Source organism: Sneathiella sp. D3-11 (genome assembly GCF_055809395.1).
Window position 1 is genome coordinate 2,571,674 of sequence record NZ_CM147911.1, and the last position, 24,235, is coordinate 2,595,908.

Here is a 24,235-nt window from a genome sequence, read left to right on the forward strand (position 1 = left end):
CATGCTTAGAATTCAATTGCGTATGAAAGGAGAAGGCCAAGGCCCTCTGAATCGACGTTGTCTTCTTCGGCGCCACGCCATGCGGCAGCTACCCCGAGGCCCATGTCAAAGACATAACCCACGGTAAAGTCGACGACATAGTCATCGGTAGTGACGCCGGAAACTTCCGTATCGCGCAACTGATAGGTGGTCGAGGCAACCCAGTTCTCATAATTGAGCGCCAGTCCGCCCGTGAAATATTTCGCAGTGTCATTGCCCATGCCGCCATAATTATCGAAATAGACATATTCAGCCATGGGAGAAATGGTCAGGTTCTCGCCGATGTTAAAGGCGTATTCGCCGCCAATGGCATAGCCAAGCTGTCGGTCATTGCCACCCTCGCCAGCCCCGAGAGAGGAAAAGCCAAGATGATACCGAAATCCGGCAACATGTTGAAATTCACCATCAAATGCGACAGCAAATGAAGAGAAGTCTTCCGTATTGCCAGCACCGCCGTCTGAAAGTTCCAACGGCCCTCGTTTTGTTCCAACAGAATTGCTTAAGAAACTTGTATCCTGGAAAAAAGTGCTAGCTGACATTGTATGGGCACCCGCAGCTTCAAAATGAAATCCGCCACCAAATCCGACCATCTCCGCCAACTCGTAGTCTTCATTCAGGTTGGTGCCGAAAATTCCCGGCGCGATATCCCAGGCAATGCCGAAGTTCGGGGTGAACTTACCGGCGTAAGCGGAAACTGTCTCACCGTCATAGTTAGCGGTGATAATATTCAGATATCCTCCCAAGTCTTCAAACGCCCGATCACTTGTTGCGTCTTCGACGGGCTCGAGCGTGGCTTCGAAGTTAAGGGAAAAGGCGTCTGTAAAGGCGACATTTGTACCAAGAACAACCGTGGGATAGAGGTCGTTAATCTCTGCTGTGGGGTCATCCGATTGGTATGTCCAGTCATTCTCAATCTCGACGGAAAGCTCTCCGGTTATTTGCGGATAGCTTGTCTCTTCGGCGGATGCGGAGACAGCAACAAGTGATATCGGAAAGGCGGCGGTAAGCGCAAGCAGGTATCCCGCTGGCCCCGAACGGTAAATTAACATGGAGATGTTCTTTCAGATTCTAGGTTTGATTTTCATTCGCAACTACGACTAATAATAAAAATGCAAATCATTCGCAACTAAAATCTTGACAAAATGGGTGCTATAGTTTGGATTTCTGGCGGTCGCCCCAATACTGTTGTATCTCGGTCGTCTATGATGCGCGCAAAGACACTAAAAGGGCGTTTACGCTATTCAGGAAAAGGCCCCTGTGCTACCTGTGGGCCAGTTTATACAAGATAAAGCCGGATAACAGATTGAGCAAAACAACTCCCGATATTCCAAATAATTCAGCGACAGTGGTTCTGTATGGTCGATTGTTGCGGGATTATGTCTCCCATTATAAAGGCCGACTGTTTCTTGCCATTTTCTTTATGATCGTGAGCGCCCTGACTGCCACAGCGACAGCTTTTATCATGAAGCCAATCATTGATGAGGTATTCTTCGATAAAAATCCGGAGTTCGTGATTTACACCACTCTTGCTGTGATCGGTATTTTCGCGGCCCGTGGATTTGCGACATACGGACAAACAATCGTCATGGACTGGATTGGTACGCGTATTGTCTCTGATATCCAGAAAAATCTATTTAAAAAACTCGTTTTTGCGGATCTGGCCTGGTTTCATGAAAACGCCTCGGGCAATCTGATTTCCCGTTTTGTCTTTGATACAAATTACCTGAAAACGGTCGCCACCCAGACTTTGGTGGTTATGACCAAGGACACCCTTACAGCAATATTCCTAATCGCGTCGCTGTTTTATTATGACTGGAAAATGGCTCTGTTTATCCTGATCGCCTTGCCTCCCGGTGCGTTGGCAATCCGTCAACTTGGCAAGCGTTCCCGCAAGGCATCGAACAAAGTGCTCGAGCAAACAGCGGATTTCAGTTCCTTCCTGGAGGAGAACTTTCAGGGGATTCGTGTGGTGAAGGCCTATGATCGTGAAAATCAGGCCGTGCAGCAGGGCGACGAAGTGATTGAAGATCGCTTCAAAATGCAGTTCAAGGCGTTGAGGATCGAGGCGTCAAGCGGACCGATTGTTGAGACATTGGCGGGGTTTCTGATTGCCGGTGTGATTTTCTATGGCGCGAGTAGCGTGATCGAAGGACAGACCACGCCGGGCACATTCTTTGCTTTTATCACTGCAATTATGTTGGCGTATCAACCTATCAAAAGTGTGGCGAAGCTTTTTCCAAGAATGCAAACCGGCCTCGCAGCGGCGCAACGAATTTTTGCTCTCTTGGATATTGATCATAAGGTTGTGGATAGCCCAATGGCCGCCATGCTTGAATTCCACCGGGGAGATATCGAGTTCCGACATGTTAAATTCGCCTATCAAAATGATGAAATCGTCCTGAACGACATTTCGTTGAAGCTTGAGGCCGGGAAACGGGTTGCGCTGGTCGGACCCTCAGGCGGAGGTAAATCAACCATACTGAACCTTATCCCGCGATTTTACGATGTGAACGACGGAGAAATTCTGGTCGATGGGCAAAATGTTCGAGATGTCACCTTGGCTTCGCTTCGTCAGAAAATTGCTCTGGTGAGTCAGGATGTGTTCCTGTTTGATGATACGATTAAAGCGAATATTGCATATGGCCGCGATGATGCGACCGACGAGGAGATTGTAGAGGCAGCTAAAGCCGCAGCGGTTCATGACTTCGTTTCGGCTTTACCGAAGGGGTATGAAACACTTGTCGGTAGCCATGGCGTCCGCCTTTCCGGTGGCCAGAAACAACGTATTTCTATTGCGCGTGCAATGTTGAAAGATGCGCCGATCCTGCTTCTCGATGAGGCAACCTCGGCTCTTGATACTGAGTCAGAACGTAAAATACAGAGGGCACTTAAACATCTGATGAAGGGGCGAACCTCCCTTGTGATCGCGCATAGGCTGTCGACTATTCTCGATGCAGATATGATAAATGTCGTCGTGGAAGGTGAGATAGTGGAAAGCGGCGCTCATGATCAACTCTTGAAGAAAGAGGGGGTCTATGCGGATCTCTATAACCACCAGTTTTCTCTCGACGGCGGCGTTACACCTTTCCGTGAGGTGAAGTCCTAAATTTCCGACAGGGGCTCTTCGCTAATCCTGCGATAAAATGCTTCTATTTCTCTTCGCACATAGTCAAAAGGAAGCGGTTCTTCTTTATCTGCGTCTTTGGGGTTGTTCGATCTGGTGATGGGGGTGCCATGCGGAGTGCTTTTCAGGCATAAGGACTTTTCACCCCATGGTCCGTAGACAGCTGGCTTTCCAATGCCAAACAAAGCCACTGTTGGTATTTGAACAGCAACCGCCGTATGCATGAGACCGGAATCATTGCCGACAAACAGTGCGCATTGTGACAGGACAGCGGCGGCCTCCATCGGTGTGGTTTTGCCAACCAGATTGATAACCTGAGCCTCGGGAAGCGCCTCTACGACAGGCATGGCTTGCGCCTCCTCTCCCGGAGCACCAAAAACGGCAATGCGGGCACCTTCAAGAATGCAGCCTTTCGCCGTCAGTTCTTTAGCGAGTTTGAGATAATTTTCATAATGCCACTGCTTTTGGTAAAAATTTGCTGTCGGAGCGAGAGCCAATATCGGCCCTTGCACTTCTTTTGGGCCGAGCCATTTTTGTGTGGCAATGAGTTGCTCTTCGCTTGGCATAATTCTTGGTGGTAAGGGAGTATCCAGACCGATCAGCTTCGCATTTGCAACGGCTTTGTGAATATCGTCCTGGCCACCTCGCCAGATATGTCTGTGGCGACCGGGAAGAAACCCAAGTAGAGAACCACGGAAATCGACGATGCGGTGCCAGAAAACGGGGCCAAGCTTTAATGCAACTTCCGGCCAGTGCAGGCTAAATCGCCGCTTGTTAATGCCGATGACGCGCTCCACGCCGGGAATGGATTCAAATATGCTTTTGGGAATATTGCCGCATATCACTGTGACAGCGATATCCGGCTCTGTCTCAAGGAGATAATGCAACACGCCCGTTGTCAGGACGGCATCTCCCAATCGGTTCGAGGCGACGAATAAAGTCCTCTTCATAAAAAAACCTTTGAACGTAATCTTTAGTATCGGGTACATATACGATTATTGTCGCTACCTCCATCATTATCAGGCCTGAATAGCTGAGGGGGAGGGGCTGAAACAGATTTTATAGGTCGCCGCGGTGGACGCGGGCAAACAAAATTGATTGGGAGTGAAGCATTGGCAGATTCTTTAGCAAAGAGCGACAGGTCATACAGATACGGAAATTTGGCTTTTTTAGTCGTGATGATCGCGATTCTTGTCTTCGGTGCTTCAGTGGCGCGTGCGGAAGATCAGCAATTAACAATTACAGGTAAAATCACTTCCATTCATGGTTCGATATATTTCAGCCCGGGCGATATGGCGGCTTCGACGCCGGTTGAAGTCATCACACGCAGCCCCTGGACAACAGGAAAGACTCGCTTTCGCGGGGTTCTCTTGCGGGATATTCTGGATAAAGTGGAAGCCGCAGGCACAGTCCTCAAAGCCACGGCGGTTGATGGGTATACAGTTGAAATCCCTATTTCCGACGCTGAGGACTTCGAGGTTATTATTGCCTATAAGATGGACGGAGAGTGGCTGGAAGATGGCGTCTACGCACCATTTTGGATCATTTATCCCTATGATATGAATAAGGAACTTGCCCAGGAAAAATATTATGGCAGGTCGATCTGGCAGCTCACGAAATTAGCAGTGGAATAAACGGGTCACCGCTCATCGATCGTCTGATGATATGACGGGGGATTATGTAACACAGGAATGGTGGTTGATCCGCCACGCGCCTGTTAATGCTGACATGATCTATGGCCATCTCGATTTAGATGGCGATTTTTCTGACACAGGCAGGTTGGATACTCTCGCGCAATTACTTCCCAAAAAGAGTGTCGTTGTCACAAGTGATCTGGCGCGGTGCCGTGACACTGCGCGGCATATTCTTGACCGGCAAGGATGCGCAGATATGCCCGTACTGGAACGTTCAACGTTGCGCGAGCAGAGTTTTGGTCAGTGGGAAGGAAAAACCTATCAGGAGGTGGCCGCGGCGGAGGGGGAGCATTATCGTGATTTCTTCGACCACCCCGCAACCTTTAGACCAGAGGCGGGGGAAAGTTTTCAGGACCTTCTCAATCGTGTGCAAGGAGAAATTGACATTCTTAAGCAGTCCGGGGAGACACGAAATTTTGTTCTCGTGACACATGCGGGTGTGATCCGGGCGATTGTGGGGCTGGCCCTAAGTATGATACCCGAAAAGATGCTCTCCCTAGCGGTAGATCCCCTCTCACTCACCCATTTAACGTCCTTTCAGAGCGATGGGAGCACGAATTGGCGTGTGAACTTTGTAAATGATCTGAACCGAACTCAATATTCCTAACGCTAATCGGTTTTCTCTTCGCTTACTCCGGCATCAGCAAAGCTCGCCATGCCATTGTGTGTGGCGACGGCGCCCTTGATAATAGCAAGGGCCAAGGCTGCGCCGGAACCTTCGCCGAGGCGCATGCCAAGCGAGAGTAATGGCTCCTTGTTGATTGCTTTGAGCAGCTTCTTATGGCCGGGTTCAGCAGAGACATGCCCCGCTACGCAATGATCAAGAGCCTTTGGATTTGCCTTGAAAAGGACGGTTGCGGCCGCCGTGGCAACAAATCCGTCGAGCAGAACAGGGGTATGTTTCTGCCGTGCCGACAGAATGGCACCGGTCATGGCGGCGATTTCACGCCCGCCAAGACATTGGAGTATTTTCAGTGGGTCATCAAGTATGTCGCGATGGCGGGTTAGCCCGGCATTGATTGCCGCTGCCTTCCGTCGTATGCCTTCTTCTGTAACGCCAGTACCGGGGCCGGCCCAGTCCGCGCCGTCGCCGCCCAGAAGGGCGGCCGAAAGAGCCGCTGCCACGGTGGTATTTCCGATCCCCATTTCCCCGACGATAAGGATATCGGTTTTGCTGTCGACGGAATCCCACCCCTCAGAAAGTGCGTTTGCACATTCCGCCTCATCCATTGCCGGGGCTTTTGTGAAATCAGCGGTCGGGTTGTCGAGCGCTAGGGCATTTACCGAAAAACTCGCGCCAAAAGCGAGGGCAAGCTGGTTAATGGCCGCACCCCCTCGTTCGAAATTTGCGACCATTTGAACGGTTACCTCCTGCGGAAAAGCAGAAACACCTTGATCGCAAACCCCGTGATTCCCTGCGAAAATAACTACCTGCGGATGGTCGCAGCTTGGCGGATGCTTGCCCTGCCAACCGGAAAGCCAAAAAGCGAGCGTTTCGAGTTCACCAAGCGACCCCGCTGGCTTCGTTAGCACGGCATCGCGGGCGACAGCAGCCTCAGTGGAAGATCGGCTTATTGTGGTAAGGTTGGAGAGTTCCTTGCGGAATTCGCTAAGAGAGGAGGCCATAATTTATCAGAACCTATGCATTTACAGGAGGGAGTTGAAGATCAGCGTCATTTTAGGGAAGATCGGACTTAATTCAATCCATGGACCGACATAAATTAGCAAGAAAGCCGGTCTGCATAATTGACCTTGTTTAACAGATACAAAGTTTCTACATTACTGGAACGATTGTTCCATATTGGCTGGAAATAATGGCCTATAACACTGCAAAGGGATAGACAAAATGACAAGTAATAAACTTACGGCAGGGCAGGCATTCCCAAAAATTGAAGTTCCTCTTGTGTCCGGCGGTAAGCTAGCAATTGGCAATGGAACGGCAGATACCAAAAAATGGCGACTTGTAATTATCTATCGCGGAAAGCATTGCCCTATATGCATGCGTTATTTAACGCAGCTTGAAAGCCTGAAAGGGGAATTTGAAGAAGCCGGTTTGGACGTTGTTGCCATCTCCGGGGATGGGCAAGAGAAGGCGGATGCTGTCACGAAGGACAATGCGCTCAGCTTTCCTGTTGGATATGACCTGTCTATTGATCAAATGAAGAAACTCGGGCTTTATATTTCTGATCCACGCTCTCCCAAGGAGACGGATCAGCCATTCCCGGAGCCGGGGCTTTTTGTTATTCGGCCAGATAATGTCATTCAAATCATTGATATTTCGAATGCTCCGTTTGCGCGGCCGGAACTTGGGGCAATTCTCCGGGGTGTGAAATTCATCCGGGAAAATGATTACCCCATTCGCGGAACCCATGCCGCATAAATTCTGAAGAATTCTTCTCTCGGCACAGAAAAAGTTGCCATGTTTCGGTTTTAAAACAATTGCCAAATGTAGCAATTAAGTGCACTCTTGCCCGCAAAATCGTAGGCGATAAACCTGTGTAATAATAACAAGAACGATCAGGAAGGAGTGATATGTCAAATATTCTATCGGGAATTCGGGTGCTGGATTTCGGTCGCTATATCGCGGGCCCCTATTGCGCAACAGTATTGTCCGACTTTGGTGCAGAGGTTATCCGTATTGAAAAGCTGGCAGGTAGCGAAGATCGCTATGTCACACCTCTCACAGAAGAGCAGACGGGTGACGGCGGCCTCTTTATGCAAATGGCGCAGAATAAAAAAGGCATTACCCTCAATCCAATGAAGCCCGAAGGGCGTGAGGTGGTCAAGCGCTTGGTGAAAACCGCTGATGTAGTTGTTGCCAATCTTCCGATTGAAACACTGGAGGCCATGGGGCTTGATTATGAAAGCCTGAAAGCCGTCAAGGAAGATATTATTCTGACTCATGGCTCCGCCTTTGGTGATGAAGGGCCTTACAAAAACCGCGTCGGATTTGATGGTCTCGGTCAGGCAATGTCTGGTGTTATGCATATGTCCGGCAGCGAGGGTGAGCCCCGCAAGCTATATGGCCCATATGTTGATTTTACGACGGCTCTGATGGGAGCTATCGGGACAATGGCCGCGCTCCGTCACCGGGATATGACAGGTGAAGGTCAGGTGATCAACACGTCGCTGTTTGGTTCTTCCGTACTTATTTCCAGTGTGACGCTAATGGAGCAGGCGATGCTTCAGTTAAATCGGGTCGGAACAGCAAACCGCGCACAGGGTGCCGGGCATGGCGATACATTCAAGACAAAAGATGGTTGGGTTCTGGTGCAATCACTCGGTTGGCCGTTGTTCGAACGTTGGACAAAACTGATTGGGGAGGATCATTGGCTCAGTGATCCGCGCTTCAAGACAGACCAGAGTCGTGGTGACAATAACGAAATCATCTCTGAGCGCATGGCGAAATGGTGTGCGGAAAGAACGACGAAGGAGGCAATTGCTGAGATGGACGCCGTTCGTCTTCCTTGCGGACCCGTCATGACCCCTCAGGAGGTACTGGATGATCCTCATCTTGCGGCAATGGGTTTGCTAAAAGAAGTCGAGTATCCGGGGTTTGACAAGAAGATCCCCGTTACCGAATTACCTATCAAGATGTCGAAAACCGACACAAAGCTTAAAAGCAGGGCGCCGACACTGGGTGAGCATACGGACGAAACCATGCAAAGCCTCGGTTATTCGGCTGAGGAGATCGCGGACTTAAGGTCCAAGCGTGTAATTTAGCTGCCGACTGCGGCCTGCCGCTGCGCAAGCGGCGGCAGCCAATGATCCAGAAAAAGATCGAGCCAATCGCGCATGTCGGCGTCATATTTACGCCGGCCTTCAAGCTGCGCATCCCGTGACTGTGCACCGGGATCGCTTAGCATATGCGATGCTTTAATTGTCCAGCGGCGGTTCATGGCCTCTGTTACTTCTGGGTGGAACTGGATACCGTAAGCATTTTTCCCTACTTGAAAGGCTTGATTTGGAAAGAAGTCGCCGCGGGCGAGCAAAGTGGCCCCTTCCGGGACATCAAATCCTTCGCGGTGCCATTGATAGGCCATCATCGGTTTCTTGAAGAGATGGCAATCGTCGACAGCAGGAGTAAGCTGGTAGTATCCAACCTCCCGCAATCCATCTTCATGCTCCGCGACGCGGGCACCCAAGGCGCGGGCCATTATCTGGGCGCCAAGACAAATCCCGAGATACGGAGTTTCGCTTTTTAGAAGGACATCGATCAGCTTGGTTTCTTCACGGATGAATTCCTCATGATCATCATTGGCACTCATTGGGCCACCAAAAATGACAGCGGCGGCATGTTCTTCCATCGTTTTTGGCAATGGTTGCCCAATCGCTGGAATGCGCATATCGAGTTCAAATCCTCGGGTGCGAATGGCTTCGCCGACATGGCCAGGATCAGACGTTGCCTGATGGAGAACAAGAAGAACTTTTTGCGACATTATTGGAACAAAATCCTCGCTTAAACGAAAAATCGGCCTGCGCCTTAGTTTAGCTTTCCTTTAGTCCGATACAAGACCATATCCCATTATTATATTAAAATGATTGGCAATTGATTACCGGCGAGGGGAAATGGCAAGTACAATGATATCGTTAAAATATCTGGCGATTTTAGTCGGTCTATCAGCAGCCGCAATTCCAGTGCCTGTGGCATATGCAGAGGACACGGATGAAGTTGGGGCGATTATCACTATCCGTGCCGAGGATCTTCCCGAACCATATGCAACACCTGTTGAGGCACTCAGTCCGCGGCGCGTCAGTTCAAATATAAAAGGTGAACTAAATCTACCCCCTGGCTTTATTGTAAACCCCTTTCGCAGGGGGTTGACGCATGCGAGATGGCTTTACGCGCTGGAAAATGGGGATGTCTTGCTGGCGGAGCCCCGCGGCGGCAAGATTACTATTTTGCGTGATGCGGATGAGGATGGCCGGGCGGAAATCGAGAAAACACTGGTTGATGGCTTGGAGACACCGCATGGCATGGCGATCATCGGCGACTGGCTTTATATTGGAGAAGAAACACAGGTCCGTCGCGTTCCCTTCGACGTTGGGGATCTCGACGTCACTGGACCGGTTGAGGACGTTACGGAGCCTGGATCGCTGGGTGATGGGCATGGGCATTGGACGCGAATTCTGCTGTATGACGCGAAAGATAATGCCCTCTATATTTCCGTCGGAAGCGCGTCGAATATCGCCATAGAACCGCTCCCGCGTGCCAGTATTCAAAAACTCTATCTTGACGACAACCGGATGGAAACAGTGGCGACGGGCCTTAGAAACCCCGTTGGTATGGATTTTAACCCCGTTACCGGCGCGCTTTATACGGTGGTGAATGAGCGTGATGGCTATGGCGACGGTTTGGTGCCGGATTATCTGACGGAAGTGAAGCAGGGCGGGTTTTACGGTTGGCCTTATGCCTACTCCGGCACTATTCCCGATCCGGACTATGCTGATCGGGCTCCAGAGATGGTCGCAAAATCAATCCTGCCTGATGTCTTGTTCCAGTCCCATTCCGCGCCACTTGGCCTGACATTCTATCATGGCGATCAGTTCCCGGCAGAATATAAAAATGATGCGTTCGTTGCCTTTCAGGGGTCATGGAATGCATCCGTACCGACGGGATATAAAATTGTCAGGGTGCCATTTGACGGGGGCAAACCAACGGGGTCCTATCAGAATTTCGCTACTGGATTTCGTATCGAAGTTGAAGATCCTGGTGCTGCAAAAGTCTGGGGCCGACCGGTGGGCCTCACGGTGGCGGCTGATGGCTCCCTCCTGGTGGCCGATGCCGTTAGTCAAACGGTATGGCGTATTTCCTATGCACCATAATACGCCAAAACGGAATTATTATGAGACTCTCTGCGCTGTCAGGGATATATCAGTGAGGCTTTGGCGGCGGCGCGACAATTATATGGATTGCGGCCGCTGTTGATTTAGGGCAACCGCAACAAGAGATCGTGGAATGAGTTGGACTGAAGAACGTATTGAGACGCTGAAAAAGCTCTGGGGCTCCGGCAAAACAGCCGCGGAAATTGCCGAGGAGCTGGGCGATGTCACACGCAATGCCGTTATTGGGAAGGCGAACCGTCTTGGCTTGTCATCCAAATCAACACCTGCGGCGGCCAAGCCGAAGAAGAAAGTCATTCCGGCGCATCGCGCTTGCCAATGGCCCATTGGCCATCCGGGTGAGGATAATTTCCATTTTTGTGGCGATGAAGCAGTGCCGAGCAAGCCTTATTGCCTGAAGCATTGCAACATGGCCTATCAAAACAAAGACAATAACTAGGCTTTTCAGGCCGCTTCAAACATTCCCAGATTAAGTTTCAGCTTTTCGCCAAGCCAAAGCGCATGATCGCGATGATCTTCAAGGTCATGGCCGGTTTCCGGGTGGACTAAAATATCAAGGCCCTGACGGTTAAGCATAAGCCAGGGAACAATTTTCTCGAACTCTTCGATTGTGAACGCCACCTGATACATGGATATCGGGTGAGGTCCAACAGGTCTGTCATGCCAGCGGCCCAAGGTGACGTCAAACTGAGCGCCTAACTGCTCACGGACGCTGGCCGCGGCGGCTTTTGTTTCCGGGCGATAGTAGATATGGGCGTGGTATCCGATTACTCGCTGGTTCAAGTCGTGAGACATAAAATTTTCCTTCGAAAATTTACTGGCCTTAAAGAGCCGATACTTGTTAACATAGGTACTCCACGTTGCTTTGTCATGGCGGGACAAGGCAGACGCTATAAAAACATATAAATCGGAGGAAAACCCGTGGCCTATGAGCATATTCTTTATGATGTCGAAGATCAGATCCTGACCATTACTTTAAATCGGCCGGATAATCTGAATGCCTTTACCAAGATTATGCGCGATGAATTGATTGACGCCTTTGACAAGGCAGATAATGACGATGATGTTCGCGCAATTATCATCACGGGCGCGGGGCGGGCATTCTGCGCGGGGGCCGATCTTGGAAAAGGGACAGAAACCTTCGATTACAAAGCGCGTGGCGAGGTAAACGACGGCGAGGTGCACCGTGATGGCGGTGGGCGGGTAACACTGCGGATGTATCAATCTAAGAAGCCGATAATTGGGGCCATCAATGGTCCGGCGGTTGGCATCGGGGCGACAATGACCTTGCCCATGGACATCCGCCTGGCGTCCGAGAAAGCCCGTATCGGTTTTGTCTTTTCACGCCGTGGCATTGTTATGGAAGCCTGTAGCAGCTGGTTCTTGCCCCGCCTGGTTGGTATCTCGCAGGCGGCGGAATGGGTCTATTCTGGGCGTATCTTTCCGGCGGATGAAGCGAAGTCTGGCGGCCTCGTAAAGGAGGTTTATCAGCCTGATGAACTTTTGCCAGCGGCTCGCAAACTCGCTAAGGAACTTATTGCAGATTCGGCGCCTGTCTCGGTTGCCCTTTGCCGCCAGATGATGTGGCGCATGATGGGTGCAGATCATCCGATGGAAGCCCATAAGATCGATAGCCGCGGCATTCAGGTGATGGGCAAAAGCCCTGATGTTGCCGAAGGGATTACGTCTTTTCTGGAAAAGCGGCCAGCAAAATTCACTATGCGCCCGTCGACCGATATGCCCGACTATTACCCCTGGTGGGAGGAACCTGAATTTAAATAAGCATACTGAATTATGTGAATACATTTTATAGGTGTATAAAAAATTTAGTCAAAACGCCCAAAAATTATCTCCGGTTCTTGCGTGTCATTCAGCAAGAACCGGAGATAGTCTTATGAAGCTCACATCAATTCTTGTTCAGGGCGGTTTGTTGTTCTTATTGTCGCTGCAGTCTGCCAATCCGGCGGTTAATATTGAAACCAGCGCCACAAGCTCTAATCTGGCAACAACATCGGCTTTGCACCCTTGAATTAATAAAGCTGTATTCGTTATAAGGAAATCTGCAGAATGGTTGCGTTTTGCAGGCTTAGCGCCTAAATGTAGGATGGATTAAATCGCGCAGGTATATACATGACTTCCTTACTCTATCTGATTAGTACGATTATCAGTATTTTTATCTGGCTTTTGATTGCAAATGCGATTTTGAGCTGGCTCGTTGCGTTTAATGTCGTCAATACAAACAATCAGTTTGTCGCGTCGGTGGGCAATTTTCTGTACAAGATCACGGATCCTCCGCTGCGCCCGATCAGAAAAATCATACCGACGATGGGCGGACTCGACATTTCGCCCGTTGTTCTCATTCTATTGCTGATTTTCCTTCGTAATCTCTTGTTTGAATATGCCCCGATGATGATGTGACACTGCCGTTTAGACGAAGTGAGGACGGATTACTGCTCGATATCCGTCTCACGCCGAACGCTGCACAAAACCGGATTGAAGATATATTTGTCGATGGTGAAGGGTGCTCTAGACTTAAAATCAAAGTGACGGCGATCGCTGAAAAAGGGAAAGCCAATGGCGCCTTGGTCAAACTTCTGTCGAAATCAATAAAGTATGCCCGAGGAAATTTTGAGATTGTCTCAGGCAAGCTTGATCGAAACAAGACCTTGCTGATATTAGGTGATCCATCGGAGACAGAAGATCGGATAAAGGTCTGGTTAGATAATTTATGATCAGGCGATATCGCGGTGAGGGGATGGAATAATGACAGCGACAATTATCGATGGCAAGGCCTTCGCGGTCCGTGTGCGGGAAAAGGCTGGCAAGCAGGTTGCTATCCTGAAAGAAACTCATAATCTGACGCCAGGGCTTGCCGTAGTGTTGGTCGGAGAAGATCCGGCGAGCCAAGTTTATGTCCGCAACAAGGGCAAGGCGACAACGGAAGCCGGCATGAAATCTGAAGAAATCCGTCTGGAGATGACTGCCAGTCAGGAAGAAGTGCTGGAAGTCGTACACCGCCTTAATGCAGACCCTACAATTCACGGTATTCTTGTGCAATTGCCGCTGCCGAAACAGGTTGACGAGATGGCAGTGCTGGATGCCATTGATCCGATGAAAGATGTTGATGGTTTCCATGTGATCAATACCGGTCGGCAGGCGGTTGGTCTTCCGGCGATGGTGCCCTGTACGCCGCTTGGCTGCCTGATGATGCTGAAGGATACGCTTGGCGATCTTTCCGGTATGAACGCTGTTATTGTCGGTCGGTCGAATATTGTTGGCAAACCGATGGCGAGCTTGCTTCTATCGGAGAATTGTACAGTTACCATTGCGCATTCCCGCACCCGCGACTTGCCCGATGTCTGTCGGGGGGCGGATATTCTGGTTGCTGCGGTGGGCCGTCCTGAGATGGTTCGGGGCGATTGGGTCAAGCCCGGCGCAACCGTGATAGATGTCGGGATCAATCGTATTCCCAAGGATGACGGTAAAACCAGGCTTGTTGGTGATGTTTGCTTTACCGAGGCAGTTGAGGTGGCGGGGGCGATTACGCCGGTTCCGGGCGGCGTTGGTCCAATGACAATTGCCTGCCTGCTGGCCAACACGATAACGGCCGCCTGCCGTCAGGCCGGTGTTCCCGAACCAAAGGTGTAAATTCTTCCTGTGCGATATTCCCGCCCGCTTATCGGACGTTTTTTTAAATTTGTCGCCGTTGGCGCGTTGGTGGGAATTGTCTTCAGCATTCTTGTTATCGCGCTGCCGATGGCGGGCGTTCTGTTTATCCTAAGCGCATTTGATATTGGCTGGACACTGCCATGGGTCCCGTCGATGCCGCAGATTATGGCGATCGGGGCAATTGCAGGAGCGGCGTTTGCAGCCGCGCTTTTTATCAAGGACCGCTACGTCCCCTATGTGGAGGAAGTCCCTGATTTCGAGGGCGATGACGACGATCCGGGGTCGGATCATCGTCTTCATTAAGAGCTTTAGCCTTTCTGCCGATGCAGAAGTCGCAGACGAAGCGCGTTCAACTTGATAAAGCCTTCGGCATCACGTTGGTCATAAACCGTGTCTTCCTCGAACGTCACATGCTCCATCGAATAGAGGGAGTAGGGGCTCTTGCGCCCGACAACGCTTACCCGTCCTTTAAAGAGCTTGAGCCGGACGGTACCAGTCACCTTTTCCTGGCTCTTGTCGATCAGGGCCTGCAGCATTTCCCGCTCTGGGGAGAACCAGAGGCCGTTGTAAATCAGTTCTGCATAGCGGGGCATGATGTCGTCTTTCAGGTGCATGGCGCCGCGATCAAGGGTGATCTGCTCGATCCCACGATGGGCTTCTAACATAATCGTCCCACCTGGCGTCTCATAGATGCCGCGTGATTTCATGCCGACAAATCTGCCTTCCACCAGATCAAGCCGCCCGATGCCGTTGTCGCCGGCGAGTTTGTTCAGTGCGGTTAATAATTCCGCCGGGCTCATCCGTTTGCCGTCAACAGCAACCGGATCGCCTTTTTCATACTCAACCTGGATATAGGTTGGGATGTCCGGCGCATCTTCCGGCGCTACTGTGCGCGAATAGACATACTCCCCGGCTTCTTCCCATGGGTCTTCCAATGCCTTGCCTTCCGCCGAGATATGGAGGAGGTTCGCATCGACCGAGAATGGAGCTTCGCCGCGCTTGTCCTTCGGGATGGGGATCTGGTTCTTTTCGGCGAAGTCAATCAGTTTGGTGCGGGAGTTAAGGTCCCATTCCCGCCAGGGGAAATAACCTTGATATCGGGATCAAGCGCGTAATAGCCAAGCTCGAACCGGACCTGGTCGTTCCCTTTACCGGTTGCGCCATGGGCAACGGCATCGGCGCCGACCTCTTTCGCAATCTCGATCTGCCGTTTTGAAATCAGCGGCCGCGCGATGGAAGTACCAAGGAGGTACTGACCTTCATACACCGCATTTGCGCGGAACATAGGAAAGACAAAATCACGCACGAATTCTTCGCGCAGATCGTCCACATAGATTTCCTTGATGCCCATCATCTCTGCTTTGGCGCGGGCCGGTTCCAGTTCCTCGCCCTGACCTAAGTCAGCCGTAAAAGTAACAACCTCGCAATTGTAGGTCGTCTGAAGCCATTTCAGAATGACGGAAGTATCAAGACCGCCGGAATAGGCGAGAACGACTTTTTTGATTTCTTGGGACATAACTGGGGACCTCAATAGGGAATCTGTTATTCAGGCAACTTTGCAGCGCGCAAACTAGGGGAAAAGTAAAGGCTTCGCAAGGGGCAGATTTCCGCATATTTCAGGTACGATGCGGATAGTGGATCACTGAAAGCGTAACGGCCTTTTCATCGTTCCGATTCCGATACCCATGAGGCTTGTCCCCACGAAAGCGTATTGTCTGCCCTTTTTCAAGTTTCTGCCAGATATCGTCGGTCAGAATCTCCATTTTTCCGGACATGACAGTAATATGTTCGATAACGCCCGGTTCATGCGGCTCTGATACGCGCTCATATCCGGGAAGGAAGGTAAGCTCCATCAGGTCAAAGCCGAAGCGCGGTTCAAACGGGAAAAGCGGGGCAACGGCCATGCCCTTATCGCCGGGAATATTGCGGATTTCTTCAGCGTCTCGAATAACAGTATCCGCCGAGATTTCGGGTAGCGGTTCCATCAGGGAAGAGATGGAAACCTGAAATCCCGTCGCCAGCTTCCAGAGGACAGCGGTTGTCGGGCTCGATTCGCCTCGTTCGATTTGTCCCAACATGGCTTTGCTCACGCCAGTTGCCGCGGCGGTAGCATCCAGGCTCCAGCCGCGATTTTTGCGAAGATGCTTGAGGGTTGTTGAAAGGTGATTTTTCAGTTCCTGCATAAAGCGTCCATTTTTTTCTTGAGCGTTATAACGCACATCTGTTAGTTTGGCGTTGCTTGTGCGTTATAACGCATACTATGTTGGAAGGTATAGATCAAAATGCTCCGCTATTTCTCTCCGAGCTACATTTCCGCAGGCTTTGTCGCCGTACTGGTCGGCTATGCCGGTGCGGGGGCGATTGTCTTTCAGGCGGCAAATGCGGCAGGCGCGACACCGGATCAGATCAGTTCTTGGCTCTGGGCGGTCGGGATTGGCATGGGCGTCAGCAGTATCGGACTCACCCTCTTTTATCGCCAGCCAATCCTGATTGCACTGGTCAACGCCCGGCGCGGCACTCCTTGCGACCAGCTTGCCCGGCATACCGATGGGGGACGCCATTGGTGCGTTTCTTTTCAGTTCCGTCCTGCTCACGCTTTGCGGGGTTACTGGGCTTTTTCAGAAGATAATGGCTTTTGTGCCGCAATCGCTCGCTTCAGCTTTGCTGGCAGCGGTCCTGTTGCGGTTTGGTCTGGATGCGTTTGTCGCGCTGGAGGCAGATGTTGTCATGGTTGGTGCGATGGTTTTCGTTTTCCTCGTTGCGAAGCAGTTTATGCCCCGATACGTTATCCCGCTCACTCTTCTGACCGGAGTTGCGATTGCATTCTTTGGGGGCCAAATATCCCCGGTCGAGGCAGAGTTCTCCCTCACGCTGCCAGTCTTTGTAGTGCCGAGCTTTGACATCTCCACATTGATTGGTGTGGGGATTCCTCTTTTCATAGTGACAATGGCATCACAGAATGTGCCGGGCATCGCTGTTCTCCGGGGGCATGGCTATGATGCGCCGGCATCTCCCCTGATTGGCTGGTCAGGTTTCACAGGTGTTTTGCTGGCTCCATTCGGGGGGTATGCGTTTAATCTTGCGGCAATCACGGCGGCCCTTTGTATGAGCCCTGATGTGCATCCTGATCCGGAAAAGCGGTATCCTGCTGTGCTCTGGGCATCGGTTTTCTATATTCTTGCCGGGCTATTTGGCGCGGCGATTACGGCTTTGTTCATAGCCTTTCCGGCGGCGCTCGTCATGGCGATTGCCGGGCTTGCCCTTCTGTCTACGATCGCCAATAGTCTTGAATCCGCTCTCAAGGAGGAGGTAGAGCGCGATGCGGCGATCTTGACCTTTGCCGTTACAGCATCGGGTATGACGCTCCTGTCCATCGGCGCGCCTTTTTGGGGAATTGTTATTGGTATGTGCGCCTACCTCTTTCGCAAGCACTTTACGGGACGTGTAAAAGTGTAAATTATTGCGAATATTGAGAAAGCACGGGATTAAGCGATGGTAAGGGTTGCAGTTAAGGAAGAGGGTTTTGTCGAATGGCGGGAGTTGCTTGCGCTCCTCTTTGATGCATTCGCCTATATGGAAACCCGCATCGATCCACCGTCCTCTCTGCACCTTTTAAATGAAGACACAATTGTTCAAAAATCAGAGGAGGAAGCGCTTCTTTTAGCGCGAGAGGAAGGCAAGCTGATTGGCTGTTGTTTTCTGAAAGATATAGGCGAGAGGATGTATCTTGGTAAGCTTGCGGTTGACCCGAAGGCACAGCAATCAGGTATTGGTCTTGCGCTTGTGAATGCAGCGATTAACCTTTCTCGCATTGAAGGAAAAAAGCTGATTGAATTGCAGTCACGTGTTGAACTTACGGAAGTGCATGATTTCTTCCACCGACGCGGCTTTCGCCAAACTGGGACAACTGCTCATAAAGGCTACGATCGTCCTACCAGCATCACCATGCAGCTTGAGTTATAGGCTAGCAATAGCGCCAGATTCTTTGCGACGCACAGACGCGGGGGCTTTCTTGCTTGCAGATTTAAGCTGGCCACAGGCGGCCATGATATCGCGCCCGCGCGGTACGCGAATGGGGGAAGAGTAACCCGCGTCGTTGACGATTTTCGCAAAACGATGCATCGCATTATTACTGGAGCATTCATATTGCGAACCGGGCCAAGGATTGAACGGGATCAGATTGACCTTCGCGGGAATGTCTTTCAGCAACCGAACGAGCTCCCGCGCGTCAGCCGGGCTGTCATTGATGCCGTCCAGCATGACATATTCGAATGTGATCCGGCGCGCATTGTTGCTGCCTGGGTATTGTTTGCAGGCCTGCAATAGTTCCTTGATTGGATAGCGCTTGTTGATCGGCACCAGAATGTCGCGCACCTCATTGTTAACCGCATGAAGTGATATGGCGAGATTGACGCCAAGCTCTTCACCGCATTGGTGGATTTTTGGAACGACGCCGGATGTCGAAAGAGTGATCCGCCGCTTGGAAAGCGAAATACCCTCACCATCCATGATGATTTTGAGCGCCTTGGCGACGTTATCGTAGTTCAGAAGCGGCTCGCCCATACCCATCATAACGATGTTGGAGATCATACGTTCGCCCTTCGGGCTTGGCCATTCGTTGATCGTGTCACGCGCGACGAGCATCTGGGAGATAATCTCGCCTGCAGTCAGGTTTCGCACAAGCTTCATGGTGCCTGTATGACAGAAACTGCAAGTGAGGGTACAGCCGACCTGACTTGATACGCAAAGCGCACCGCGATCCTCTTCCGGGATATGTACCGATTCTACTTCCTGGCCATCCGGAAATTTCACCAGCCACTTACGCGTGCCGTCAGTCGATTCCTGAAGGGACGTAATTTCCGGCCGTTCCGCTGTAAATTTTTCAGGTAGCCAACCGCGCATGTCTTTCGAGATCGAGGTCATGTCCTCGAAAGTGCTGGCACCGCGGTAGTAAAGCCAGTGGAACAGCTGGCGCGCCCGCATCCGGGAGGTTTTCTCATCCAGTCCCGCCTCAGCCAGCGCACCCGCTATTTCGCTCCGGTCGAGCCCTATCAGGCTTTGACGGATGGCGAGTAGTTCCGGTTGCCGGTCAACGGCGGCCACATCGGGAATCAAATGATCCATGGTTTCCACTATATCTTAAAAAAGCGGCTTATACTCTTGTCAGGTCGATCAAGTACAGCTTTTTCTAATCTGCTTGTAAGCGGCGGTGAAGCCTTGGAGTGAATATGTATCGACAGTTAGCGTCCCACGCGTTGATGTTCCCTTAACGATCATCTTCGATCCGCCACGCATCGCGCTGATCAACTTTTCGTCACTGCCGCCCTCCGGAACCCAGGCAACCTCGTTATTTGTCGCGAGCAGAAACCTGTTGCTACCGATCAAAGCCTCAACTGTTGATTTATCTTTAAACGGGTAACCGGCAACGTGGCTGACTTCTTCCTTGGACTTTGAGCTTGGCCGATAGGCTACCATTAAATAAATGTCACCACGTTTTACTCCTTTCGGAGTTGATTTAAGCGGCCGAGAAAGCATGTAGCAAACCTTGTTGTCATTCTCGATCCAACTATAGGCAAGCCAATCAGTAAAAGTGCCAAGAACACGGGGCTCTGCCTGTTGCGCGGCAACTGTCCCCGGCAAGGGACAGAAGAAGGGTTAGGGTCAGTAGAAAACTTGCTGATAATCTATACATGGCGAAAGAATAGCGGCCTGACGTAGATTTTTCTACCCTCGGCATCTTCAATTTTTCTTCAAACTGGAACATCCACTCAACCTGTTCAATTGCATGTCTAACATCAATCCGTTTCGCGCCGCTTGATCGGCGCCCCCTGGATATGCGTTTCTAGGGGTACCGGCTTTCCAAGCTCACCGGTTGGTCGCTGGGCAAATCGTCCATGGGTGACTATTCTGTCATACATAACAATTGCCCCAGCGGTTGCAACATTCAGACAGAAATTTGTCGGAATTTTGATAAAGTAGTCGCATTTTTCCTGCATAGCTGGCGAAAGGGAGCCGCGCTCGCGTCCCAGAACATAGGCGGCGCTGATAGGATGGAAAAAACTCGGGAGTTCTGTTGCCTCGTCGAGTAGTTCCACTCCGACAATCTTGCATCCCTTGGGCAGTTGCATTTCATCGAGATTTCCAAAATCATACCACGGGATGTTCTTTGGCGCGACGGAGGTGTCCGAGCGGGCCTTGCGAACGGAATATTCAGCACCGAGAGTAAAAACAAAGCTCGCACCGAAAGCATGGGCAGTGCGGAAAAGGTTGCCTGCATTCATCGGCTTGCTAATCCCCTCTACCCCGATACCAAAATATCCCCGGGAAATTGCCATAATTATCTACTCTCCTGACCGGTTTCCTGATAAAAACCCCGAACTACAAAACCACTTTGGGCCAGAATATGAATAACCATTCCTCTGATAATTCTGCAAGTCTTCCTTTTACCGTGTCGGTGACACGCGGGTCGATGGTGGAGAGCCGTCATCTTGTCTCTGCTGCCGTATGCGATTCGGCGAGTAAGATGGTGAGATGCTGGGGAAAAGTTGACAGTCCGGTCTATCTCCGCTCTGCAATCAAGCCCCTGCAGGCGTTGCCACTGGTTGAAAGCGGGGCAGCGGATGCATTCAACGTAAGTGAAAAAGAGCTTTCGCTTGCCTGCGCCTCTCACACGGGGGAACCTATACATGTCGAGGCGGTGACTGGCTGGCTCGAACGGCTCGGCCTCGGAATTGAGGACCTGGAATGCGGCACGCATTGGCCGACATATGATCCGGCGGCGCGGGCACTTGCCGCCGCGGGCCAGGAACCATCGCCCGCGCATAATAACTGTTCGGGCAAACATTCAGGCTTCCTGTGTACGGCTGTGCATTTGAAAGACCAGGTAAAAGGCTACATCAATCGAGAACATCCGGTGCAGCGGCGCATCGTCGCCGTGCTGGAAGAGTTCACTGATCTAGATCTATCGAAAGCGCCGATCGGGATTGACGGTTGTTCCATTCCCACGATCGGTATTCCACTGCAGCAGGCTGCGCTTGCATTCGCAAGATTTGCCGATCCGTCCAAGCTCAGTGCGGATCGGGCTGCCGCCTGTGCCCGTTTACAGAAGTCAATTGCGAAATATCCCGAAATGATTGCGGGATCTGACAGGCTCTGCACCGCAATTAACGGCGCGGCAAAGGGCCGGGTTATTGCTAAGGTAGGTGCGGAAGGCGTCTATCTCGCGGCCCTACCGGAGGACGGCATTGGCATCGCAATCAAAGCCGCCGATGGAACGACGAGAGCGGTGGAGGTTGCGCTTGGTGCAATTCTTGACGAACTCGGGGTTCTTGATGATGACATTCATCGGGCAATTGATCCGTTCGTTCGCCCCATTCTGCGCAACCGGAATGATCTGACAGTCGGCGAGATCAGGGCCGATCTGGAAGGCTAGAAAATCTCGGAGATTGACCTCAGCTTTTGTTGAAGGGTAAGTTTCCCAATCGCAATAACAACAAAAATGACATTTAGGAAAAAATCATGAAAGCTCTTGTTTGCAAGGAATTTGGGGATCCGGATATTCTGGTAATGGAGGATGTACCAGAACCGGAAGTTAAAAAAGGAATGGTCAAGATAGAGGTGCATTCCGTCGGTCTGAATTTCCCCGACACCCTGATGATTGCGGGCAAATATCAAGTCAAGCCGCCCTTCCCCTTCTCTCCCGGCATGGAATCATCCGGCATCGTAACGGAAATCGGTGAAGGCGTCACAAAGGTTGCCGTTGGCGATCGGGTTATGGCTAATCATGGAGTGGGCGGCTTTGCGGAATATGTGTTGGCGCCGGAAAATGGGACCTACAAAATTCCCGACAATATGCCTTTTGATGAAGCCGCTGGCTTCCCGGTCACTTATGGCACGACTTATCACGCGCTCGTCGACCGGGGTGATTTGAAGCCGGGCGAGGTCCTGCTGGTCCATGGTGCAGCCGGAGGCGTAGGACTAAATGCGGTTGAACTTGGCAAGGCGCTCGGCGCGACGGTGATTGGCACGGTCGGTTCCGATGAAAAGATGGATATAGTCAAGCAGTATGGCGCGGAGCATGTCATCAACTATTCAACGGAAAGCATTCGTGACCGCGTCAAGGAACTGACGGACGGAAAAGGTGCTGACGTAATTTATGACCCGGTTGGCGGCGACGCGTTTGACCAGTCCATGCGTTGCATCAATTGGAACGGTCGTTTACTCGTAATCGGATTTGCCTCTGGTCGGATTGCGGAGCTTAAAACCAACCTCGCTCTGCTTAAAGGCTGTTCGGTAGTGGGTGTCTTCTGGGGCGAGTTCGCTCGCCGGTATCCGGAGCAGAACCGTGCAAACTTCCAGGCGATGTTGGACATGGTGGAAAGCGGCAAGATCAAACCACATGTTTCCATGCATTTCCCGTTGGAGCAGGGGGCAGATGCTATGAAAGCACTGCTTTCACGCAAGACCACTGGCAAGGTCATCATCACCGTTAAGGATTGATCTTTTATGGCGAAGGGGAAGGGCAGGCGCGATAAGGCGGTCAAACGTCAGTATGAAGCGCTACCCTATCCTCCTCGCGATCCGAAAGACGAGGCGGCGCGGCTGATTGAAGGAAGTCCGAGCCATCTTGATGAGCTTAATCATTACCTTTTCGCCGGAAAACGCGATTTTTCACAGTCTTTTCGCGTGCTTGTGGCGGGTGGAGGAACCGGCGATGCTGCTATTATGCTGGCGCAGCATCTGGCGGACAGGGGAAAGGCGGGGCATGTCACCTATCTCGATCTATCCACGGCGAGCCGAAAAGTGGCCGAGGCACGGGCGAAAGTGCGCGGCCTCGAGAATATTGAGTTTATAACCGGCTCTCTTCTAGATCTCCCCACACTGAAACTTCCACTGTTTGATTATATCGATTGTTGCGGTGTACTCCATCATTTGGAAGAACCCGAAACAGGACTTGCGGCGCTTGCAGCCAGCCTTGCAGATGACGGAGGCATGGGACTTATGGTTTACGCGACGCTTGGGCGGACAGGTGTTTATCCGATACAGAATGCCCTTCGGGTCCTGACGGAGGATGAAAGTGTAAACGGGCAGGTAAAGCTCGCCAAAAGTCTTCTAATTGATCTTCCGTCTGGCAATTGGCTCAACAAGAACAAGGTGCTCGGTGATCACAAGTTGGGAGAGGATGCTGCGCTCTATGATTTGCTGCTGCACCCACGGGACAGAAGTTATCTGGTGCCTGAAGTTCTGGAACTTATAGGCGGCGCTGGTTTGGATCTCGTAAGTTTTATCGAACCGATACGCTATGAGCCGGAGACATACCTCAAGGATACCGAGCTTCGAAAGCGGGCTCGTAAACTAGATGATGGGGTGCGCGCCGCACTGGCTGAGAATCTCTCCGGAACAATCAAGACACATACTTTCTACATCAGGAAAACGGGGGGAGACGCTGCCGGACCAGCAAAGTTCGATCCTGAAATGATACCCTTCCTGAAGGATGACAATGCCGAGGCACTCTCCCGGACCCTTGCCATGCGATCCACCCTTACGGCGCATTTTGATGCGGAACCGATGACGTTTGACGTACCAGAGGGTGCCGCAGAATTTGTCCTTCAAATTGATGGTCGGAAAAGTCTTCGGGACATTCAGGCCGATATTTCTATGACCTGGCCCAATTTTCGGGCGCGCTACGCCCCCACGTATAAAATGTTACAGGGGCTTAATCTTCTATGGCTCAAGTCGAGGCGCGATTAGAGGGCGCTTAAAACGCACAGCTGTATTGCGTTATTTGTGCTTTGCCTTTTATGGCTGCCGATTTATTCTGGTGAGAATGGTATTTTTACGTGTCCTGATTAGACCCTTTCTTAAA

26 protein-coding genes and 2 pseudogenes are annotated in these 24,235 nt (G+C 51.4%); 18 read left to right on the forward strand and 10 right to left on the reverse strand.

What is annotated here, in order from left to right:
* Positions 1–5: 5 nt before the first annotated feature.
* Positions 6–1,088, reverse strand: a complete 1,083-nt coding sequence (locus AC0L73_RS13105) for a hypothetical protein (RefSeq protein ID WP_473653940.1) — start codon at positions 1,086–1,088, stop codon at positions 6–8.
* 254 nt (positions 1,089–1,342) lie between these two features.
* On the opposite strand from AC0L73_RS13105, the gene AC0L73_RS13110 reads away from it, so the two are divergent.
* Positions 1,343–3,145: an ABC transporter ATP-binding protein gene (locus AC0L73_RS13110; RefSeq protein ID WP_473653941.1), complete on the forward strand. Its 1,803-nt coding sequence runs from the start codon at positions 1,343–1,345 to the stop codon at positions 3,143–3,145.
* Here the strand turns inward: AC0L73_RS13110 and AC0L73_RS13115 are convergent.
* Entirely contained in the window at positions 3,142–4,113 is a 972-nt protein-coding gene (locus AC0L73_RS13115; RefSeq protein ID WP_227947765.1) for a glycosyltransferase family 9 protein, read from the reverse strand. The genes AC0L73_RS13110 and AC0L73_RS13115 overlap by 4 nt on opposite strands.
* A gap of 144 nt (positions 4,114–4,257) precedes the next feature.
* On the opposite strand from AC0L73_RS13115, the gene AC0L73_RS13120 reads away from it, so the two are divergent.
* Both AC0L73_RS13120 and AC0L73_RS13125 read left to right on the forward strand, forming a co-directional pair.
* The gene (locus AC0L73_RS13120; protein WP_473653942.1) at positions 4,258–4,797 is read left to right on the forward strand and encodes a putative pterin-binding protein; all 540 of its coding nucleotides are present in this window, start codon (positions 4,258–4,260) and stop codon (positions 4,795–4,797) included.
* Between the two features lie 31 nt (positions 4,798–4,828).
* On the forward strand, positions 4,829–5,464 hold the full coding sequence (locus AC0L73_RS13125; RefSeq protein WP_473653943.1) for a histidine phosphatase family protein: 636 nt from the start codon (positions 4,829–4,831) through the stop codon (positions 5,462–5,464).
* Positions 5,465–5,466: 2 nt separating this feature from the next.
* Here the strand turns inward: AC0L73_RS13125 and cobT are convergent, their stop codons facing one another.
* Positions 5,467–6,483, reverse strand: a complete 1,017-nt coding sequence (gene cobT / locus AC0L73_RS13130; RefSeq protein WP_473653944.1) for a nicotinate-nucleotide--dimethylbenzimidazole phosphoribosyltransferase — start codon at positions 6,481–6,483, stop codon at positions 5,467–5,469.
* 220 nt (positions 6,484–6,703) lie between these two features.
* Here cobT and AC0L73_RS13135 point away from each other — a divergent pair, with 220 nt between their 5' ends.
* Together AC0L73_RS13135 and AC0L73_RS13140 are read left to right on the forward strand one after the other, a co-directional pair.
* Positions 6,704–7,237, forward strand: coding sequence for a peroxiredoxin-like family protein (locus AC0L73_RS13135; RefSeq protein WP_227947762.1), 534 nt, complete (start codon positions 6,704–6,706; stop codon positions 7,235–7,237).
* A 152-nt stretch (positions 7,238–7,389) separates the two neighbouring features.
* Positions 7,390–8,580 (forward strand): CaiB/BaiF CoA transferase family protein, encoded by a 1,191-nt coding sequence (locus AC0L73_RS13140; RefSeq protein ID WP_473653945.1) that lies wholly within the window; start codon positions 7,390–7,392, stop codon positions 8,578–8,580.
* Here AC0L73_RS13140 and AC0L73_RS13145 read toward each other — a convergent pair.
* The gene (locus AC0L73_RS13145) at positions 8,577–9,296 is read right to left on the reverse strand and encodes a glutamine amidotransferase-related protein (protein WP_227947760.1); all 720 of its coding nucleotides are present in this window, start codon (positions 9,294–9,296) and stop codon (positions 8,577–8,579) included. The genes AC0L73_RS13140 and AC0L73_RS13145 overlap by 4 nt on opposite strands.
* A gap of 142 nt (positions 9,297–9,438) precedes the next feature.
* Here AC0L73_RS13145 and AC0L73_RS13150 point away from each other — a divergent pair, with 142 nt between their 5' ends.
* Both AC0L73_RS13150 and AC0L73_RS13155 read left to right on the forward strand, forming a co-directional pair.
* Complete coding sequence (locus tag AC0L73_RS13150) at positions 9,439–10,683, forward strand: PQQ-dependent sugar dehydrogenase (protein ID WP_473653946.1); 1,245 nt, start codon at positions 9,439–9,441, stop codon at positions 10,681–10,683.
* Positions 10,684–10,816: 133 nt separating this feature from the next.
* Entirely contained in the window at positions 10,817–11,140 is a 324-nt protein-coding gene (locus AC0L73_RS13155; RefSeq protein ID WP_227947758.1) for a GcrA family cell cycle regulator, read from the forward strand.
* 5 nt (positions 11,141–11,145) lie between these two features.
* Here the strand turns inward: AC0L73_RS13155 and AC0L73_RS13160 are convergent, their stop codons facing one another.
* Positions 11,146–11,496: a DOPA 4,5-dioxygenase family protein gene (locus AC0L73_RS13160; RefSeq protein WP_227947757.1), complete on the reverse strand. Its 351-nt coding sequence runs from the start codon at positions 11,494–11,496 to the stop codon at positions 11,146–11,148.
* Between the two features lie 126 nt (positions 11,497–11,622).
* Between AC0L73_RS13160 and AC0L73_RS13165 the strand changes: the two genes are divergently transcribed.
* The 6 genes from AC0L73_RS13165 (at position 11,623) to AC0L73_RS13190 (ending at position 14,673) form a co-directional block, all read left to right on the forward strand.
* Positions 11,623–12,483 carry a crotonase/enoyl-CoA hydratase family protein gene (locus AC0L73_RS13165; protein WP_227947756.1) on the forward strand — a complete coding sequence of 287 codons (861 nt, stop codon included), beginning with the start codon at positions 11,623–11,625 and terminating at the stop codon, positions 12,481–12,483.
* 112 nt (positions 12,484–12,595) lie between these two features.
* Positions 12,596–12,730 (forward strand): hypothetical protein, encoded by a 135-nt coding sequence (locus AC0L73_RS13170; protein ID WP_265334738.1) that lies wholly within the window; start codon positions 12,596–12,598, stop codon positions 12,728–12,730.
* A 101-nt stretch (positions 12,731–12,831) separates the two neighbouring features.
* Entirely contained in the window at positions 12,832–13,119 is a 288-nt protein-coding gene (locus AC0L73_RS13175) for a YggT family protein (protein ID WP_473653947.1), read from the forward strand.
* Entirely contained in the window at positions 13,116–13,433 is a 318-nt protein-coding gene (locus AC0L73_RS13180; protein ID WP_227947754.1) for a DUF167 family protein, read from the forward strand. Before AC0L73_RS13175 ends, AC0L73_RS13180 begins: the two co-directional genes overlap by 4 nt.
* 31 nt (positions 13,434–13,464) lie before the next feature.
* Entirely contained in the window at positions 13,465–14,349 is an 885-nt protein-coding gene (gene folD / locus AC0L73_RS13185) for a bifunctional methylenetetrahydrofolate dehydrogenase/methenyltetrahydrofolate cyclohydrolase FolD (RefSeq protein WP_227947753.1), read from the forward strand.
* A 9-nt stretch (positions 14,350–14,358) separates the two neighbouring features.
* Positions 14,359–14,673 (forward strand): hypothetical protein, encoded by a 315-nt coding sequence (locus AC0L73_RS13190; RefSeq protein ID WP_227947752.1) that lies wholly within the window; start codon positions 14,359–14,361, stop codon positions 14,671–14,673.
* 5 nt (positions 14,674–14,678) lie between these two features.
* Here AC0L73_RS13190 and AC0L73_RS13195 read toward each other — a convergent pair.
* A pseudogene (locus AC0L73_RS13195) lies at positions 14,679–15,886 on the reverse strand (argininosuccinate synthase).
* A gap of 100 nt (positions 15,887–15,986) precedes the next feature.
* The gene (locus AC0L73_RS13200; protein ID WP_227947750.1) at positions 15,987–16,553 is read right to left on the reverse strand and encodes a helix-turn-helix domain-containing protein; all 567 of its coding nucleotides are present in this window, start codon (positions 16,551–16,553) and stop codon (positions 15,987–15,989) included.
* 99 nt (positions 16,554–16,652) lie between these two features.
* On the opposite strand from AC0L73_RS13200, the pseudogene AC0L73_RS13205 reads away from it, so the two are divergent.
* Positions 16,653–17,826: pseudogene (locus tag AC0L73_RS13205) on the forward strand (benzoate/H(+) symporter BenE family transporter).
* Positions 17,827–17,862: 36 nt separating this feature from the next.
* Positions 17,863–18,333: a GNAT family N-acetyltransferase gene (locus AC0L73_RS13210; protein WP_473653948.1), complete on the forward strand. Its 471-nt coding sequence runs from the start codon at positions 17,863–17,865 to the stop codon at positions 18,331–18,333.
* Here AC0L73_RS13210 and rlmN read toward each other — a convergent pair.
* From rlmN to AC0L73_RS13225, 3 genes are all read right to left on the reverse strand, one after another.
* Positions 18,328–19,494 (reverse strand): dual-specificity RNA methyltransferase RlmN, encoded by a 1,167-nt coding sequence (gene rlmN, locus AC0L73_RS13215; protein ID WP_473653949.1) that lies wholly within the window; start codon positions 19,492–19,494, stop codon positions 18,328–18,330. The genes AC0L73_RS13210 and rlmN overlap by 6 nt on opposite strands.
* Before the next feature lie 48 nt (positions 19,495–19,542).
* Positions 19,543–20,010: an invasion associated locus B family protein gene (locus AC0L73_RS13220; RefSeq protein ID WP_473653950.1), complete on the reverse strand. Its 468-nt coding sequence runs from the start codon at positions 20,008–20,010 to the stop codon at positions 19,543–19,545.
* Between the two features lie 155 nt (positions 20,011–20,165).
* Positions 20,166–20,705 (reverse strand): RNA methyltransferase, encoded by a 540-nt coding sequence (locus tag AC0L73_RS13225; protein ID WP_227947745.1) that lies wholly within the window; start codon positions 20,703–20,705, stop codon positions 20,166–20,168.
* A 68-nt stretch (positions 20,706–20,773) separates the two neighbouring features.
* Here AC0L73_RS13225 and AC0L73_RS13230 point away from each other — a divergent pair, with 68 nt between their 5' ends.
* The 3 genes from AC0L73_RS13230 to AC0L73_RS13240 all read left to right on the forward strand — a co-directional run bounded on the left by AC0L73_RS13230 (position 20,774) and on the right by AC0L73_RS13240 (position 24,120).
* Positions 20,774–21,802, forward strand: a complete 1,029-nt coding sequence (locus AC0L73_RS13230; RefSeq protein WP_227947744.1) for an asparaginase — start codon at positions 20,774–20,776, stop codon at positions 21,800–21,802.
* Between the two features lie 86 nt (positions 21,803–21,888).
* On the forward strand, positions 21,889–22,869 hold the full coding sequence (locus AC0L73_RS13235) for an NADPH:quinone oxidoreductase family protein (RefSeq protein WP_227947743.1): 981 nt from the start codon (positions 21,889–21,891) through the stop codon (positions 22,867–22,869).
* A gap of 6 nt (positions 22,870–22,875) precedes the next feature.
* Positions 22,876–24,120 (forward strand): class I SAM-dependent methyltransferase, encoded by a 1,245-nt coding sequence (locus AC0L73_RS13240; protein WP_227947742.1) that lies wholly within the window; start codon positions 22,876–22,878, stop codon positions 24,118–24,120.
* Positions 24,121–24,235: the final 115 nt, after the last annotated feature.

Coding starts and splice junctions, on each gene's coding strand:
- AC0L73_RS13140 (WP_473653945.1), top strand. CDS start 7,390: ATGTCAAATATTCTATCGGGAATTCGGGTGCTGGATTTCGGTCGCTAT.
- AC0L73_RS13210 (WP_473653948.1), top strand. CDS start 17,863: ATGGTAAGGGTTGCAGTTAAGGAAGAGGGTTTTGTCGAATGGCGGGAG.
- AC0L73_RS13235 (WP_227947743.1), top strand. CDS start 21,889: ATGAAAGCTCTTGTTTGCAAGGAATTTGGGGATCCGGATATTCTGGTA.
- AC0L73_RS13105 (WP_473653940.1), bottom strand. CDS start 1,088: ATGTTAATTTACCGTTCGGGGCCAGCGGGATACCTGCTTGCGCTTACC.
- AC0L73_RS13170 (WP_265334738.1), top strand. CDS start 12,596: ATGAAGCTCACATCAATTCTTGTTCAGGGCGGTTTGTTGTTCTTATTG.
- AC0L73_RS13225 (WP_227947745.1), bottom strand. CDS start 20,705: ATGGCAATTTCCCGGGGATATTTTGGTATCGGGGTAGAGGGGATTAGC.
- AC0L73_RS13240 (WP_227947742.1), top strand. CDS start 22,876: ATGGCGAAGGGGAAGGGCAGGCGCGATAAGGCGGTCAAACGTCAGTAT.
- AC0L73_RS13175 (WP_473653947.1), top strand. CDS start 12,832: ATGACTTCCTTACTCTATCTGATTAGTACGATTATCAGTATTTTTATC.
- rlmN (WP_473653949.1), bottom strand. CDS start 19,494: ATGGATCATTTGATTCCCGATGTGGCCGCCGTTGACCGGCAACCGGAA.
- folD (WP_227947753.1), top strand. CDS start 13,465: ATGACAGCGACAATTATCGATGGCAAGGCCTTCGCGGTCCGTGTGCGG.
- AC0L73_RS13230 (WP_227947744.1), top strand. CDS start 20,774: ATGAATAACCATTCCTCTGATAATTCTGCAAGTCTTCCTTTTACCGTG.
- AC0L73_RS13135 (WP_227947762.1), top strand. CDS start 6,704: ATGACAAGTAATAAACTTACGGCAGGGCAGGCATTCCCAAAAATTGAA.
- AC0L73_RS13115 (WP_227947765.1), bottom strand. CDS start 4,113: ATGAAGAGGACTTTATTCGTCGCCTCGAACCGATTGGGAGATGCCGTC.
- AC0L73_RS13160 (WP_227947757.1), bottom strand. CDS start 11,496: ATGTCTCACGACTTGAACCAGCGAGTAATCGGATACCACGCCCATATC.
- cobT (WP_473653944.1), bottom strand. CDS start 6,483: ATGGCCTCCTCTCTTAGCGAATTCCGCAAGGAACTCTCCAACCTTACC.
- AC0L73_RS13200 (WP_227947750.1), bottom strand. CDS start 16,553: ATGCAGGAACTGAAAAATCACCTTTCAACAACCCTCAAGCATCTTCGC.
- AC0L73_RS13155 (WP_227947758.1), top strand. CDS start 10,817: ATGAGTTGGACTGAAGAACGTATTGAGACGCTGAAAAAGCTCTGGGGC.
- AC0L73_RS13150 (WP_473653946.1), top strand. CDS start 9,439: ATGATATCGTTAAAATATCTGGCGATTTTAGTCGGTCTATCAGCAGCC.
- AC0L73_RS13125 (WP_473653943.1), top strand. CDS start 4,829: ATGACGGGGGATTATGTAACACAGGAATGGTGGTTGATCCGCCACGCG.
- AC0L73_RS13145 (WP_227947760.1), bottom strand. CDS start 9,296: ATGTCGCAAAAAGTTCTTCTTGTTCTCCATCAGGCAACGTCTGATCCT.